Here is a 17,773-nt window from a genome sequence, read left to right as displayed (position 1 = left end):
TTAATCTACAAAACTCATTATCTCCAAAATCTTGTAATTACATATATTCTATTGATAAAGGTTATTTTTATCATCATGATCATTTATTTTAGGTTACATAAGAGGGCTAATATAGAAATTACTTCTATGTCCTAATTTTTGCTATTCATAACATTGTTTAGTTATGCCTGTAATCTGTAAGTACTTCATCAATAACACGCCATGATTGTGTGACTTCTGCAGTATTTGTACCCGGGAGGTCTGCTGCGATAATTAAGGCCTTCCATAATGTCCATGCACGACCGCGAGTCCAAGTGCCGGCGTCTAATGGAAGCATTGTCCGAAAGATTTCCCGACTTCTTCCTTGAAATAACGTCCAAGTAATCGCCAAATCACAGGCTGGGTCGCCGATCCCTAGCCCTCCAAAATCAATGACAGCACTCAACTTTCCTTCTTGTACTAGCAGGTTGCCGGTGCTGATGTCACCATGAATCCATATTGGCGAAGCTTGCCAAGTAGTAGTCAGAGCTTCTTCCCAAATTTTAGTAGCAGTGCTGATATCGATCTTGTTACTTAATGCAGAGATTGCTTGTCGTGTCTCAGTGTCGTAGATCGTTAGAGGTCCACCACGATAGAAGTTATGTAAGCCTGGTAGAGGTCCGTCCGTGGGATCAATGCTTTGCAGAGCGATAAGAAATTGTGCGAGATTGGTTGCGAAGTCACCTAGGTCGGCTATGTGTGCAGATGTAGCAGTTTCGCCCTCAATCCAGCGGTAAATGGACCATCGCCATGGATAGCCCTCACCAGCTTCTCCCATTGCTACAGGCAGTGGAATTGGAAGTGGCAGCAAAGATGCCAATCTAGGCAACCACTTTTGCTCTTTTTCTACCTGTATTGCATACCTCTCGCTACTAGGCATGCGTACAAGCATGTGCTTACCCAAGCGAAATGTTCTGTTGTCCCAACCACTGAGTTCGACCGGCTGAACAGGCAAATCTCTAAATTGTGGAAACTGGGTGGCTACTAAGCAACTCACAAGTTGACTGTCTATCATTAAATTGCACTGCTTATTCATTACTTCCGTGACAATATTTATATTTCTTGCTAGAACCACAGGGACATAACTCATTTCTAGCCACTTTTCCCCAACTTGATGGGTCTGATTGTACTCTATCCTGTGGATTGACTTGAGTTTTGATGGTTTTAAGTTGAGTTTCAATACTAACACCAGCATTATATTTATGAAAAGCTGGGTCCTCCCTAGTTTCTCGCATTGTCTTTTGAAGTTTTTTATTTTCCAAAGACATTGACTCTTTTTTAATATGGCTAGTATCCATATGGAGATGACAAACTCTTTGGATAAATAATTCCTTCAAATTATCGAGCATTTGTTCAAATAAATTGAAAGCTTCTCTTTTATACTCGTTAAGAGGATCTTTTTGGGCATAAGCCCTTAGTGATATACCTTGTCGTAAATGATCTAAATTATGTAGGTGATCTTTCCATACTTGATCTAAAGTTGTTAGTAAAATATACTTAATTGCGTCATTCATCAAGTTAACGCTATATGCTTCCTCTTTTGCTTGGTACAAATCATTTACCATTTGTACAACGTTAGATACCACCTGTACTTCGGTAACATCAGCTTTTGTTATAGATTCATGCTGTAGTTTTATAGCAAAAATACGCTGCAACTCTCCTGTTAGAGCATTTATATCCCAGTCTTCTCTATAAGAACTAGGTGGAATAAAAGTTAATACCACTTTTCCCACTAGTTCTTTTGTCATGTTAGTTAAAAAATCATGTGCATCTTTTGACTTAATGATGTCACTGCGCTGTTCATAAACTATCTTACGTTGATCATTCATAACATCATCAAAACGTAATAAATTTTTACGTATTTCGTAATTATGTCCTTCAACTTTCTGTTGAGCTTTTTCAAGTGAACGACTAATCATAGGGTGATGGATTGCTTCACCATCTTTTAAACCTAACGTTCTTAAAACTCCGGAGATACGGTCTGAGGCAAAAATACGCATCAGATCATCTTCTAAAGATAAGAAAAATTTTGTATTGCCTGGATCACCTTGTCTACCAGCTCTTCCTCGTAACTGGTTATCTATCCTACGACTCTCATGCCTTTCAGTACCTATAACAAATAATCCTCCAGCCTCTATTACACGCTGCTTCTCTTCAGCTATCTGCTCTTTTATTTTTACTATTTCTAATTCATATTGCTCTTTTGCTAGGTTCTTTAGAGATAGTTGTTCTATTAGCATTTCTGGGTTACCGCCAAGCATAATATCTGTACCACGACCTGCCATATTTGTGGCAATAGTCACAGCCTTAAATCGTCCAGCTTGAGCTATAATAAATGCTTCCTGCTGATGAAATTTTGCATTTAAAACATTATGAGTTATTTTATTTTTGGTAAGTAAGTTAGAAATTTCTTCAGACTTCTCTATACTAACCGTTCCAACCAAAACAGGTTGACCACGATCATGACATTCTTTTATTAATTTTAGGATAGCTTCATATTTATCTTGTTTACTGCCATAAATCTCGTCATCATAATCAACTCTAGTAATTGGATTATGGGTAGGAACAGCAAGAACATCAAGATTGTATATGTCTTTTAGCTCTGCAGCTTCGGTCATTGCTGTACCAGTCATACCTGATAATTTGGGATAATTCCTAAAATAGTTTTGGAAAGTAATAGAAGCTAAGGTTTGATTCTCATTTTGAATTTGTACATGCTCTTTTGCCTCTAGTGACTGGTGTAACCCTTCAGAATACCGTCTACCTTCCATAACGCGTCCAGTAAATTCATCAATAATCATAACTTTTCCATCGCGTACTAAATAATCAACATCACGATTGAAGAGGATATGAGCCCTTAATGATTGATTGATATAATGAACTAAACTTAAATTTTCAAAATCGTAAAGGCTTGAATCTTTTTCAATAAGACTATTAGCTACAAGCATTGATTCTACATGAGTTATACCATTCTCAGTAAGATTAACTGTCCGTAATTTCTCATCTTTTTCGTAATCTTCATCTTTAAACTGACGAACTAATTTATCAATTGTGCTGTATAAATCCGAGCGATCGTCTACTGGACCTGATATAATTAGCGGAGTTCTTGCTTCATCAATTAAAATTGAGTCAACTTCATCAATAATAGCGAATTTAAAAGGGCGAAGTACCTTAGAATCTTCACTATATTTCATGTTATCTCTGAGGAAGTCAAATCCAAGCTCGTTATTAGTTGCATAAGTAATATCTGCTCTATAAGCGTTACGTCTATCATCATCACTGATATTAGCAACTATACAACCAACAGATAACCCTAGGAAATTATGAATTCTTCCCACCCACTCAGAATCACGTGTTACTAAATAATCATTTACCGTAACAACATGCACCCCTTCACCAGTAAGAGCATTCAAATATGTGGGTAATGTGGCAACTAAAGTTTTTCCTTCTCCTGTACGCATTTCAGTAATCATACCACGGTGCAATATCAATCCACCAATTAGCTGAACATCAAAATGCCTCATCCCATAGACTCTTTTTGAAGCTTCCCGTACAACAGCAAAAGCTTCATAAGTTAAGTCATCTAATGACTCACCATCTTTTAATCTTTGCCTAAATTGCTCTGTTTTATTTCTCAAATCATCATCAGAAAATTTTTGTATTGAAGGCTCGAGCAAATTAATTTTTTCAATTTCTAAAGATAGTTTTTTTATACTTCTATCATTTGCTGTGCCGAATAATTTTTTAAGTAAAGAAAGCATTTATATCCTAGATTTAAATAACGCGAATTTGGGATAAGAATTTGTCAATTCTTATCCCAAATTCGGTGAAATTATCGAAACAATCAGATTTGAGACGGCTCTGCATCTGATTGTTAAATTAATATTTTGCTAAAAACATGATTTTAAAAGATTAAAATCATGTTTTTAGCTTTAGAAAGGTTTAAAATGCATTCGTAGAATCGCTTCAAGAATGCATTTTTCCTTATAACAAGCCAATTCGATATAAGAATTAACAATTCTTATATCGAATTGAGGTTAGTAAATATCCTGTAAAATATGATATTTTATGATATTTATCAAACAAATTGTAAATAGCTGTTGACGTAGAAGGGTTATCCTTATAAAATCCAGCTGTCATAAACAATATATAATAATGGATAACAAATGAAAAGAACAACTATAATTTTTTTAGCTGCTAGTTTACTTGCGAGTAGTGCTTTTGCTGATGAAGATAAAATTGTTGCTACTTATAAAGGTGGTGAAGTAAAAGAATCACAGGTTATGCAACAATTCCAACCTTCTTTAGATACCCAACCAAGTGCTAAAGGAAAAAAGTTTACTGATTTTGACGCGAATATACAGGAAATGTTAGTAAAGGGCTATATCGATGCAAAATTGCTTGAGCAAGAAGCCAAGAATTCTAATATTGAATCTTCAAAAGAATTCCAATCTAAGTTGAATATAGTAAAAAACCAATTGGTTCAGCAAGAATTGATGGAGCGTTATGTAAAATCTCATGTTGATGAGAAAATGATTAATGCTGAATATGATAAATTAGTTGCTAGCCTAAAAGGAAAAGAGGAAGTAAAAGTAAGTCATATTTTAGTTGCAAATGAAAAAGACGCAATAAATGTACAAAATAGACTTAAAAAAGGGGAAAAATTTGCTAAGCTTGCTAAGGATTTCTCAAAAGATGAAGGGTCTAAAGCAAATGGTGGAGAAATAGGCTATATTACTTCTGGACAGCTAGTGCCTGAATTTGAAGATAAAGCATTATCAATGAAAGTAAATGAAATCTCTTCTCCAGTTAAAACCCAATTTGGTTGGCATATAATTACTGTACTTGATAAAAGACCTGCACAAATACCTTCTAAGGAGGAAGCTATTGCTAGTATAACCAATCAACTTAGTAGAGATGCTATATTAAAGTATGTTGCTGATCTTGAAAGTAAAGCTGATATCAAAATAATGTTACCGAAGTCACAAATAACAAATGAGACTAAAAAATAATCTAGTCTGACCTAATAACCTGAATTTGATGTAACTTGTTACGTTGAATTCAGGCTACTACAGTTGTAGTTACTACACAGAGCTGTCATTCCCGCGTAAGCGGGAATCTAAAAAAATAAACCAAGATGGTTTGTTAGACTTTTTTAGACCCCGCACTGAAGCAGGGGTGACAGCCCTTCTCTTATTATAGCAAAAATCTTCTTTGGTTAACTATAAAGATAGCTCCTAACACTAATGAACCCACGCAGGGAATCAATATCTGCCTGGGTAATATTATTTTATCCTCAACGTGTTCTTGACCCCTCGAATGTTTTACTAATCGCTTTACCTAGAGCTTCTGCTGATTTTGTAAAGTTATCATATGCTTTTCCACGTTCTGTTGCAGATTTACCAATAGATCCTATTAAAGCAATAGTAGATTTTAAAAAATCACCGAATTGAGTGATAACTTTTGGGGTTTTCATATCTTTCATAAAATTATCTTTGATATTATTTAAGTCATCAACTATTTCAGCAAGATTTTGTGGATTTGGCTTAACCCCTATTTTTCCTTCTATCTTCCGCAAGATTTTTGCACTTTCTGGGCTTACTTGAGCAACTTTAGAGTTAACTTTTTTTAATCCATCTCGGAGTTTGTCTATTATCTCATCATCATTTGGTACAGCATTAACAAATTGCTCCACTTTTTTCTCTGCCTTATCTGCTAATTTTGCTGCCCCTTTTTTTAATTGTTCTACAAAACTTTTTGGCATTTTATCCTCCATTTATTGGTTATTATTAAAAATTTTCATGATGTTCTGTTATAATAATATAATTAAACTGCTTGAATAGTTATCTTTTTTAAACATAGATCTAATAAGTTAAAATTACTTAACTACTACCAAATAATTGCTGTAAATTTTTCCATTCTAAGTAAGTTGTAGGATCGCTAGGACACATGCCAAAACCACATTCAAAATAAGTTGCAAACACATTAACAAGAGTGATAATTATCAAACTAATCTCAATTAATGTAGGTACAAAACTAGGATAAAATTGTAGTATACTAAATTTACTTAGAATAAGGCTAATTATAGGAATTATAGACATTAATAGGATTAAAGAAAAAGAAATTATTGCTGACCATGTATAAAAATGTAACCCAAGGAAAGTATTACCATATCCTAAATCATGGGGTAAAATATGCAGCAAAACCTGCCTAAGCCCTACCATCAACGTATAAATACTAGAGGTGAATATAATCATATCATATTTCCAAGAAGGATTATATATTATGCTAAGTAGTGCTCCAAGTCCGATAGCAATAAAACCGAATCTTTGTAATAAACATAAAGGGCAGGGTAGTTCATAATAAAAAAATTGGAAAATAAAGGCTACGACATTTGTTACTATACATAAAATAGCAATAGCAATATATATAATTGTAGGTTGGCTTGAAACTGGGTTCATAACAGATTAAAAAGAGATATTTAAGTGGTCAGTAGCATGTAAGTAAAAATAGATACTAGCTATTAAAAAATTAATATAAAATAATGGTATGATGAAATTATAGCTCTTTTGACTATCTCTATGCCTATTAATTGTAAAAACATAAAACATTAAAATAAATATCAAGATCATAATTACCATTACTTTCGCCTGTTAAAGCTTAGTTTGCCTCTAGGCAAAGAAAATGTCAAGATATAATTACGTATATGCTTAGTGCTAATATTATTTATGATATAATTAAAATGATGGACTCTACTTTTTAAGTAAGTTGCCTTAAAAATAAAACAAATTAGTTGCTTTAAAGAAGAATATTATCTAGCATCAAATATAGCTAGAATTTAAGATATAGGGTGGTAAAAATGAGTGAAGGAGAAAATTTTAGAGAGTCTTTTGATTATTATACAGACTTGATGATTGAAATAGATGAAGCTGGAAAGAAAGTAGACAGTAAAGGAGAAGATAGTCTAGTTGAAAATCAGGTCATTAATTCTCTATTTGACTATCTACTTAAAATTCCAAATAGAGTTTTGCTAGATCATTCGATTTCACAAAAAAGCAAGGTTGCTGTAATAAATGATGTATTAGACGGCTTGGCTGAAACAATCAAGACTAATGTTGATGAATGTGAAAAGATAGGGAAAAATACTGAACAAGATGAGTTAACATTTAAGAAAGCTATAGTGTTTGAGAAACTAGCTGACAAATTGGCACAATCCATACAGAACGGGGAAATGCCTGATAATTGGCAAGGATATAAAGATAAGTTGCAGACAATCATTGCTTTTGCTAAAATAGCAGAACCTGCTCAAGAAGAACTTGCTCAGGACGTCTTTGTGTTACAAGATCCTGCTAAGGAAAATCTTAGAGCATTAGAAGAAGACTATTCTTTTGACACTATCCGTTCCTCTTCTTTTTCTGCTGCCGATCGAGATGTTGACCCTGTAACCAAAGCAATTAGAGAGCAAATCTTAAGCAAGCAGAGGGAGCTAATAGTTGAAGCTCTAGTAAAGAATAATATAGCAAACCTAGAAGAAATTAGAGATATAACTAAATTTCGTGCGTACTGTGAAAATGAAGAAAACAAAGAGAAAATCAGTGAAGTTCTTAAAGAATCTGAGTTAAAAAGAGCTTTAGAACAAGTAGAAATTGCCGGCTACAAAAATGTTCATACCCAGTTTGCAGATAGATTTAGTACTATGGAATGGAAGGATGGAGTTGGAGAAAGTGGCAATGGTATTACTATTAAAACGCAGATAGTACGAGATGCAAGTGGTAACGAGATTGCTACATTAACAGAAGCAACACATCAAATAAATCCTCCTCAAACAGTACAAAAAAGTGATGGTACTACAGTAGAAATTAAAAGTTATAGGACGATAGATTTTCCGATAGAACTTAATGATGGCGGTCCAATGCATTTATCGCTAGCGGTAAAGGATCAGCATGGCAGAAATATTGCTGCAAGTAAGGCTGTATATTTTACTGCTCACTATGATGATGATGGTAAGCTAATCGAGGTCAGCTCACCAAAGCCAGTCAAGTTTAATGAAGGTTTTGGGTATGTAGAACATGCTGGACAGATCTATACCTTGCCAGTAACGCAAGAAAAATATAAAGCAATGATGCAAGAAGTAGCCAAAAACAAGGGACATGGCGTGGATATTTCACAATCTATCGATACACCATCTGTGGATCGTATTATGACTTCTCATCAGAAGACTGAAGAGTTGGGTAGAACAAAAGAAGCTGTGGTTTCTCTTACTGACACGACTCAAGAGGAAGGAGTAAATGTAAGGGGTAATATTCTAGATGAACCTAATCCCACTCTTAAAAATGCCCCCGTTCTAACACCAGAAAAAACAAATGTGAAAGTAAATCCAAGGGGCAATATTCTAGATGAACCTAACCCCACTCTTAAAAATGCCCCCGTTCTAACACCAGAAAAAACAAATGTGAAAGTAAATCCAAGGGGTAATATTCTAGATGAACCTAACCCCACTCTTAGAAACGCCCCCGTTCTAACACCAAAAGTAGTTGATAATGTTCGTACAGCTAGCAAATTAGTAGAGTCAAAGCCTGTTGAGGAAAGTGCAAAAGAGGTAGCACAATCCCTTAGGAAGAACTTAACAACACGGATGATTCCATCTCGAGAAACCAATGTTGAGATTACTGCACAAGCAGAAGAGATATATAAAAATTTGCAAAAAAGTGAACTTGAAAAGCAGAAACAATATATCAATGAAGAATTAAAAAAATTATCAACTCCTCAAGAACAGATAAAACTATTAACGGAATTAGCAAAGGTTGAAGCAGATGGAAGGGGAGGAAGAGTTAAAGAAATTGGTTTTGGAGGAGAGAGAGAAGCAAATGTAGGCCAGGTTAGATTGAGAACAGAAGAGAGAATAACAAGTATAAATGGATCTCCTCAAATGGGATACCAACGGAAAGGAGAACATGTTAATGTTAAAGATGATGTAAATTTACAAACATTCCTAAAGAATAGAATTGTTGAAATTAATCAAGAATCCCAAAAGCCAGCTCCTGTTTTTAAACCTCGGAATGCAAGGAGTCATGGTTTATCCTAATTTACTTTAATTTCAGTTTTATGTAAGCAGCAAACAAAATGCTATGCATTATGTAAAAATATAAACAAACTATTATAACAGTTTGTTAGAAGACATCGGTTTGATAGTCTAGGGTAAAGTTTGTTCAATTTATTTGATTTAACTATGCCCCAAATGACAAAATCTGCAAAATGACAATATGTAGCCAGTAACTAAAATAGACTTCTTTCGGAACTCGCTTATACTGAAAGATTTGAAGGAGACACTTCACCTTGAACCGCAGCGTACTTGAATGTACATGAGGATTCGAGTACCGGCTTGACGTACAAATCACCAGTAGAAGTAGAGTTTCGAAAGAAGTCTAATGTAAATTTTCATCCCACACATCGCATAATAATACTACTTTGAAGCATAATTTTTGCTCATATTTATCTCGAGGGTGAGACGCGAATGGGGATTAATAGCCTTTCAGGTTATTTTTTTAGATCAACAAAAAAATCAACTTAATCTTTTTATAATTTCCTCTCTGCGAAGTAATGGTAATATTACTGACATTTCCGGTCCGGATGCCATTCCCGTTATAGCAAGTCTTAAAGGCAGAAATACCTCCTTGCCTTTTTTATCAGTAACGACCATAATTTTTTTAGTCCATATGCTCCAGCTATCGAGGGTTATTGGTTCGTCTGGTAACAATATAGCTGCCTGTTTTAAAAAATCTTTATCTAATCCTTCAACTTTGGATGGTGAGTAACAAATATTCCACCAGTCTTTTATTTCATATAATTTTTGTAAATTAGCTCTCACTGCCAACCAAAACGGTTCAGTTACTTGTTCAGCCTTAATCTCTTTTAAGCGATCCTTTACTTCATCAAAGCTAAGGTTGATTAGTAATTTATGATTCAGACGTTCTAATTCTTCCGGCAAATAAGTTGTTGGACTTTTAGAAAAATTATTAATGTCAAACTCTTTTATTAGCTGATCTAAATTCTTAAACGATACAATACTTGATGACGAACCAATTAAACTAAAAAAACTGTTAATTGCCATTGGTTCTAATCCAATTTCATCCCTTAGAGCAGCGATCTCAAATCCTCCTATTCTTTTAGATATTTTGTCATCTCGGCTAATAATTAGACCAAGATGAGCAAAATTCGGTATACTCTTTTGATTTGAGTATAGTTCTTCCTGTAGGGCTTCAAACATTTGTAGCTGAATCGCCGTATTAGTTACATGATCCTCGCCCCTAATAATATGGGTAATCGAATAATCAATATCATCAATAACTGAACAAAGCATATAAGTCATACTATTATCTTCTCTGATAACTATCGGATCACCAAGATTTTTCCCATCATATTTAACTTCACCCTTAATCATATCTTGCCATATAATTGGAGTATGCGATACCAAAAATCGATAATGTGGCTTTCTTCCTTGACTAATATAATCATTTATTTGTTGTTGAGTTAAATTCAAAGCTGCACGATCATATATAGGAGGGAGTCCTCTAGATAATTGTAATTTACGCTTTAATTCAAGCTCTTCCTGAGTCTCAAAACAAGGATATAATTTATTTTTTTGTAATAATAATGTTTTTATCGCCTCATACCTATCAAGCCTATTAGATTGACAAAAAGTTTGATCCCAGTTAAGTCCTAGAAATTTCAAATCCTGTTCAATAGCATTTTTATATTGTTGCTTGCTACGTTCAAGATCGGTGTCATCAAACCTTAAAATGAATATGCCATTATGCTTTCTAGTATATAACCAATTTATAAGAGCTGTTCTACTATTACCTATATGCAGCATACCTGTTGGTGATGGTGCGAATCTTGTGATAACCCTTCCCATAATTTTATCTTAACCGCTTATTGTACTTTTTTCTTTTTTGTTGTTTTTTTTGCTGTAGCATTCTTTTTAGAAGTTTTTTTTGCAACTATTACCTGCTTGCCATTATCTTTCTCTTGTTTATTCTTTAACTTATTATTACTAGCTTCAATTATTTCTACAGCGATCTCTGTTGTTATGGTAAAAGGATCGTATCTTTTTGGTATTGAAATAAACCTATCAAGATATTTAAGATACGGGCCATATCTACCTATACCAAGTATAATCTCTTGTTGAGATTCAGGATGCAAACATAATTTAGCCGGTAACTCAAGCAACCTCATAGCTAAAGCAAGAGTGACATCATTTTGGGCAATAGAAGGTGGCAATGATGCACGCTTTGGCTTTTCACCCTTGGCAACTTGCTCACTAGTCTGTACATATAAACCATATGGGCCTTTCTTTAGAAAAACATCAAAACCATCCTTATTTACTCCTAATAGTTTGTTCTCTTCCATAGTAGTAGCAACATCATCACTATTTTTAGAGGTAATTTGTTTTTTGAAAGTACATTCTGGGTAATTACTACAAGCTAAGAATGCTCCAAACTTACCAAGCTTCAGATCTAATTGACCTGTAGAGCAGGATGGGCAAATTCTTGACTTGTTACTTTCTGACTTTTCTCCAAATAAGTGATAATCTAAGGCTTCTTCAACATAAATAATTATATCAGATATTTTCTTTCCACTAACTACTTCTACATTGTTATTAAACCCATCCCAGAATTTTTTTAGTAAAGACTTCCATTCTATTTTACCTTCTGCCACCTCATCTAAATCATTTTCAAGATCAGCTGTGAAATCATATTCCACATATTTCTTAAAAAAACCTGTTAAAAATGTTGTAACTAAACGCCCTAATTCCTCTGGAAAGAATCGTTTTTTCTCAACAACTACATATTTTCTATCTTGCAACACTGATATAATCGAAGCATAAGTAGACGGGCGACCAATACCAAGTTCCTCAAGCCTCTTTACTAAACTAGCTTCAGAATATCTTGGTGGCGGATCAGTGAAATGTTGTGCTGGATTCACTGAATCTGTAATTAATTTCTCTCCTTCTTTTAGCGGTGGTAGAAGCCTGTTTTCTTCTTCTGTTTCATCATCTAGACCTTCTTGATAAATTTTATAAAAACCATCAAACGCAATAATTGAGCCATTTGCTCTGCATGTAAATTCTTTATCTTCTGTATCAAGCTGAGCTACTACCAAATCAATAATAACATTTTCCATTTGGCAAGCTACCGTCCTCTTCCAAATTAGGTCATAAAGCTTGTAAAAATCTTTATCTAGTTTATCCTTTAACTTTTCTGGTAGCAGGGTAATATCAGTTGGTCTAATCGCTTCGTGAGCTTCTTGGGCATTTTTAGCTTTAGATTTATAAACTCGCTGGCTAGCTGGCAGATATTTACCCCCAAAATTCTTATCTATCAACTGACGTATTTGCTCAACAGCTTCACTAGCAAGAGTTGTCCCGTCCGTTCTCATATAAGTGATCAAACCTATAGTTTCATTACCTATATCCATACCTTCGTAAAGTTTTTGGGCAATTTGCATAGTCTTCTTAGCAGTAAACCCTAATTTTCTTGCAGCTTCTTGCTGCAGCGAAGAGGTAATAAAAGGTGGTTGCGGTTGACGTTTTTGCTGTTTTTTTTCTATAGAAGCAACATGAAAATTCTTTAGTTTTATTTTCTCGACTAGATCATTGGCAGCTAGTGCATTAGTAATTGAGAATTTCTCTAATTTTTTACCATTAACATGAGTTAATCTTGCTAAAAACGGTTCATTATTACTATTAAGAATATTAAGACTAATATCCCAATATTCTTGCGATTTAAAACGTTCAATTTCGTCTTCTCGTTCGCAAATAAGTCTCAGTGCTACAGACTGGACTCTTCCGGCTGATCTACATCCTGGCAATTTACGCCATAATATCGGCGATAAAGTAAATCCTACCAAATAGTCTAAAGCCCTCCTTGCTTGCTGAGCATTAACCAAATCAATATCAATCTTTCTTGGGTTTTCAATTGCATGTAAAATAGCTTTTTTTGTAACTTCATCAAATGCTACTCTTTTAAAGAAATCACTAGATTTAACCAAGTTTCTTTCTTTTATTATTTCTGCAACATGCCAAGCAATTGATTCTCCTTCTCGGTCTCGATCTGTTGCTAGATAAACCATTTCAGCCTTGGCAGCATCTTTAGTTATTGCTTCAACATATTTTTCTGCTTTATCTGATATAATATATTTCATAGCAAAATCTTCATCTGGCAGAACTGAACCATTTTTAGATGGTAAATCTCTAATATGCCCAAACGAAGCAATAACTTTAAAACCATTATCTAGATATTTATTTATCGTTTTCGCCTTTGCTGGCGATTCTACTATTACTAATTTCATATTTATTTATAAATTAAAGATATCTTGTTGCCAGGATATCTAGTTATTTTTCCAGCCAGTTCTAGCTCCAGTATTATCATATATATAACCTGCAAAGGTAGCTGCGTTTGATGCAAACAATCAAAATCTATAGGAGTTGAAGATAAAAGCTCCTTAACTTTCATACGCATATCGTTGGTAATTGGATTAGCATATTTTATATCTAACGCTTTAAACTGGTTATTCTCAGCTGAATCATTCGCCACATCCTTAGATTTGCTGACAACCTTAGAAAAATGTGGTAGATTAGTTACTATATCTTGGGTAGATTCCACCATATATGCTCCTTCCTTGATAAGTTTATTAGTACCCTGACACCTAGGATCTAACGGAAATCCCGGCACTGCGAATACTTCTCTATTCTGTTCTAAAGCAAACCTTGCTGTTATTAATGATCCAGATTTTAGGCTTGCCTCAATTACTACCGTTCCAAGAGATATACCAGAAATCAATCGATTACGTTGTGGGAAATGTTGTCCAAGAGGTTTTGAACCTATTGGTAATTCAGCAATTATTAACCCCTCTTGCTGAATTTGCTCGAATAATTTAACATTTTCTAGGGGATAGACATGATCAATTCCTCCAGCGATAACTCCTATTGTTTTAGAGATATTAACTTGATGCACTGCCGTATCAATACCTCTTGCAAGTCCAGAAACCATTATATAATCTGCGTCTGTCAATTCCTTAGCGATTCTAGCTGCAAAAGCACGACCATTTACTGAAGCATTTCTTGCTCCAACAATTGCTAAACATCTTTCGTGTGATAATAACCCGATATTGCCCTTATAACTTAGTATAGGCGGGCAATCAAAAATCTCTAACAATAACCTTGAATATTCTAAAGACTTATAGGTAATAATTTTGGCGTTATTCTTTTCCAAAAGCTCAAGTTCTTTACTTGCCTCACTTTGTGAAAATACCTTTACTGGTTTAGAGCGTCCACCTCGCAGTGAGAATTCTTGTATATTTTCAATTGCAGTACTACTACTACCAAATATCTTTATTAAACTCCAAAAAGTCCTTGGACCAACATTTTCACTCCTAATTAGTCTTAGAATATCAATTGTTTCTTTTGTATAAGATACTCGGTTAGTATCCAAAAATAGCTCCTTAAGCATCAAATCTCTTTCTTTGGCTTTAAGCTTACTTTGACATAAATTATCCCTTACGCGAATTCGAGATAAGAATTTGTCAATTCTTATCCCAAATTGGAGTCTCTTAGATGATATTTGCAGTATATAACAAAATTTTCCCCCACTAAGTAAAAAAACAATTAATTTCTAACTAGAGAAGTTTAAAAGCTACAACTAGCGGTAAAAACCTGCATAAACCTATGCGTGTCATATATGGTAATCTCGATGTCATCTCTAGCTACGGTATACGGTACATTGGTGTTCGTAGCTAGCAATGACATCTACTGATCCGGCAAACCTACTCTATATACTATAATTTTTCTGCATTGGAAGCTAAGTAATCTGCTACTCCTTTATGTGATGGGGTAATACCTTCATCACCTTTATGCCACCCAGCTGGACATACTTCACCATGCTTTGCATTATAGTCTAGGGCATCTATCAGTCTTATTACTTCATCAATATTTCTACCAATTGGCAAATCATTAACTGACAAATGGCGTACTATGAATTCTTCATCAATAACAAAAGTACCACGCAGTGATATTCCATCATCATGAAGTACATTATAACTATGTGAGGCATTTTTATTAAGATCTGCCACCATAGGAATTTGGATATTGCCAACACCACCTTTATTGTAAGGAGTATTCTTCCAAGCCAAATGAGAAAAATGCGAGTCAACGCTTATTGCTATTAACTTTGTATTTCTTTCAGTAAATTCTCCTAATCTATTATTAAAGGCTATAATTTCTGATGGACAAACAAAAGTAAAATCTAGGGGATAAAAAAACAATACAACTTTATGACCCTTAGCATAATTTTTAAGATTAAATTCAGATTCTATACTATTATCAGGCATAATAGCTTTAGCTGTAAAATCCGGTGCAGCTTTTCCAACGAATACTTGCATTTTAAATTCCTTCAGTTTCAAGTGATTAAAAATATTTCTTATGATAACCTTAAGTATCGATGTAGCAAATTAATACTAGGCTCAAGTAATTATCCTCATTAGGGGTGATGTCACCCTAGGCTATTAAACCGATGTCTTACATCGAACTCAAGTTATGATACACAAAATAATAATGTATTACAATACCAAATCTTAAATGAATTAGCAGAGTAATTTAAAAATTGTAATCAATAGTTGAGTGTATGTCATAATCGGAAATGGTACGAGAACTATAAGTCATGTAATAAATAATCACTCACCTTACGTATATTGCTCGTAAATGAAGAGTTGGTAGACGATAGTATAACTTCAAGAAGAGCTAGGCAGTAGCAAAGTCGAGCGGCGTAGCGTACATGAGTAACTAGGCAGCTTCGATCTTTGGTCGCGGGAACGCCAATTCTTGAAGTTCTACCTGAGTATATAAGGTGAAATAATCAGCAATTTCTTTAAATTATTAAGCCTTTTACTTGTGATTTCCATAGTTTTTTGTACAATTTACTGTTTTTTAGTAATTCCTCATGTTGTCCATCTTCAACTATGCTACCTTCATTAAAAACCAAAATTCTATCCATATTCAACAAAGTTGATAATCTATGAGCTATAACTAATACAGTTTTATTTTGCATTAAGTAATATAGAGAATCTTGTATCAACTCCTCAGTCTCACTATCTAGACTACTTGTTGCTTCATCAAGAATTAATATTGGAGCATTCTTTAATATTGCCCGTGCTATTATTATTCTCTGCCTCTGACCACCTGACAAGTTATTACCCCTTTCACCACATAAGCTTTGGTATCCTTCTGTTAGGCTCTCAATAAATTCATGTATATGAGCTAGTTTTGCTGCCTCTATTATCTCTTCTAAGCTAGCATCTTTTTTTCCATATCTAATATTATCCATGACTGTCCTATGAAATAGGATTGGTTCTTGCGGTATTATACTAATATTTTCTCGTAAAGAGTCTTGAGTTACATATCTAATATTTTGCCCATCAATTAGAATTTCTCCTTGGTCTATATCGTGCAACCGTGTAATAAGATTAATAAAAGTTGTTTTTCCTGAACCAGAAAATCCTACTAATCCAACCCTTTGTTGACTCAAAATTGTAACGGATTTATTCTCAAATAAATTATTATTATGGTAATATTTAAAACTAACATTTTTAAATATTATCTCACCTTTTGTAACCTTTAGAAGATGGGCATTCTCAATATCTTCTATAATATGAGGTTTCATTAATGATACACTTTGGTTAAAAGAACCAAATTCTTCAAACATATCTCCTATTTCCTGAGTTAGATCCCAAATTTCACTACTAACCGTTATAGATAAAGTAAGTATCAACACGCAATCTCCTATAGTTATTTGCATTTGACTACGAAGTTGAGCTAGATAATAAACCATTATAAAAATCATTATAGAACAAGCTATGCCTAGTACAATACGTAGCTTAAACATAAAGAGTTGCATAATTTGTTCATTAACTACAGCATCATCTATCCTTACTTCTAGATTCTGACGTTCAAATTTATGAGAAGTAAACATCCGTATTGCACCAATATTTGCAATTGCATCAACAATACTGCCGGCAACTATTGATTTGCTTCGTGCATAATTTACTGAATATTTGTTTATTGTACTTGAACAGATAACACTAGTCCCTACAAAAACACAAATATGTATAAGGAATATAGTAGCAAATATTTGATGTATCCAGTACATTGTTCCAAGAGCAAAAACAATTATAGCTAGTTTGTATAGAATTTTCTCTCCAAATAAAGACAAAACAATTTCAAAAGATCTAGCCCCTTCAGTAATACGATTGGTAATATGACCAGCAAGGTTTTCTTGAAAAAATCTATGATTATGGTACTGAGTGTAATTATACATTTCGTCTAATATCTGAGCTTTGATATATGGCATGGTTTTTAGATAAATATAATCATAAATTCGCCACATAGTATTTACACATACCCACCAAAATGCATATATTATTGCCCAAAACAACATGGAGGAAGGTAGGTCTTTAACTGTTTCATTAGAAAAAGACTCAATCAAATTTATAACTTTTTGTAGCAACACACTATCAATAGCTGGTACCATTCCCCGTATTATGCATAACACCCCTAAAATAGTTAGTTTAATTCTTCTTTTCTTTAAAAAATAGAAAAATAACCTTATTGCAGACTTTGAAAAATCAAAACCTTCTAACACAGCACACACCTCATTACAAAAAAAACTAATTAGACTAAATAACCTAAATTAATCTAACAACA

At 33.9% G+C, this 17,773-nt stretch carries 11 protein-coding genes; 2 read left to right on the top strand and 9 right to left on the bottom strand.

Annotated elements, in window-relative coordinates:
• Positions 1–157: 157 nt before the first annotated feature.
• Together AAGD36_RS03335 and secA are read right to left on the bottom strand one after the other, a co-directional pair.
• On the bottom strand, positions 158–1,108 hold the full coding sequence (locus tag AAGD36_RS03335) for an aminoglycoside phosphotransferase family protein (RefSeq protein ID WP_341755947.1): 951 nt from the start codon (positions 1,106–1,108) through the stop codon (positions 158–160).
• Positions 1,047–3,779 carry a preprotein translocase subunit SecA gene (gene secA, locus AAGD36_RS03330; protein ID WP_341755946.1) on the bottom strand — a complete coding sequence of 911 codons (2,733 nt, stop codon included), beginning with the start codon at positions 3,777–3,779 and terminating at the stop codon, positions 1,047–1,049. Before secA ends, AAGD36_RS03335 begins: the two co-directional genes overlap by 62 nt.
• Before the next feature lie 405 nt (positions 3,780–4,184).
• On the opposite strand from secA, the gene AAGD36_RS03325 reads away from it, so the two are divergent.
• A complete protein-coding gene (locus AAGD36_RS03325; protein ID WP_341755945.1) occupies positions 4,185–5,030 on the top strand; it encodes a peptidylprolyl isomerase in 846 nt (281 codons plus the stop codon).
• Between the two features lie 284 nt (positions 5,031–5,314).
• Here the strand turns inward: AAGD36_RS03325 and AAGD36_RS03320 are convergent, their stop codons facing one another.
• Together AAGD36_RS03320 and AAGD36_RS03315 are read right to left on the bottom strand one after the other, a co-directional pair.
• On the bottom strand, positions 5,315–5,782 hold the full coding sequence (locus tag AAGD36_RS03320) for a hypothetical protein (protein ID WP_341755944.1): 468 nt from the start codon (positions 5,780–5,782) through the stop codon (positions 5,315–5,317).
• A 118-nt stretch (positions 5,783–5,900) separates the two neighbouring features.
• On the bottom strand, positions 5,901–6,479 hold the full coding sequence (locus tag AAGD36_RS03315; protein ID WP_341755943.1) for a disulfide bond formation protein B: 579 nt from the start codon (positions 6,477–6,479) through the stop codon (positions 5,901–5,903).
• Between the two features lie 398 nt (positions 6,480–6,877).
• Here AAGD36_RS03315 and AAGD36_RS03310 point away from each other — a divergent pair, with 398 nt between their 5' ends.
• Entirely contained in the window at positions 6,878–9,103 is a 2,226-nt protein-coding gene (locus AAGD36_RS03310) for a Sca4 family protein (RefSeq protein WP_341755942.1), read from the top strand.
• 477 nt (positions 9,104–9,580) lie between these two features.
• Here the strand turns inward: AAGD36_RS03310 and gltX are convergent, their stop codons facing one another.
• From gltX to AAGD36_RS03285, 5 genes are all read right to left on the bottom strand, one after another.
• Entirely contained in the window at positions 9,581–10,933 is a 1,353-nt protein-coding gene (gltX, locus tag AAGD36_RS03305) for a glutamate--tRNA ligase (RefSeq protein WP_341755941.1), read from the bottom strand.
• A 17-nt stretch (positions 10,934–10,950) separates the two neighbouring features.
• A complete protein-coding gene (gene topA / locus AAGD36_RS03300) occupies positions 10,951–13,368 on the bottom strand; it encodes a type I DNA topoisomerase (RefSeq protein ID WP_341755940.1) in 2,418 nt (805 codons plus the stop codon).
• 2 nt (positions 13,369–13,370) lie between these two features.
• A complete protein-coding gene (gene dprA, locus AAGD36_RS03295; RefSeq protein WP_341755939.1) occupies positions 13,371–14,510 on the bottom strand; it encodes a DNA-processing protein DprA in 1,140 nt (379 codons plus the stop codon).
• A 343-nt stretch (positions 14,511–14,853) separates the two neighbouring features.
• Positions 14,854–15,456 (bottom strand): peroxiredoxin, encoded by a 603-nt coding sequence (locus AAGD36_RS03290; protein WP_341747226.1) that lies wholly within the window; start codon positions 15,454–15,456, stop codon positions 14,854–14,856.
• 485 nt (positions 15,457–15,941) lie between these two features.
• Entirely contained in the window at positions 15,942–17,711 is a 1,770-nt protein-coding gene (locus AAGD36_RS03285) for an ABC transporter ATP-binding protein (RefSeq protein ID WP_410521246.1), read from the bottom strand.
• Between the last annotated feature and the right edge of the window lie 62 nt (positions 17,712–17,773).

It is taken from the genome of Candidatus Tisiphia endosymbiont of Ptychoptera albimana (assembly GCF_964026605.1).
Classification (GTDB): domain Bacteria; phylum Pseudomonadota; class Alphaproteobacteria; order Rickettsiales; family Rickettsiaceae; genus Tisiphia.
Note: the sequence above shows the minus strand (reverse complement) of the source record. Positions and strands in the feature narration are given on the sequence as shown.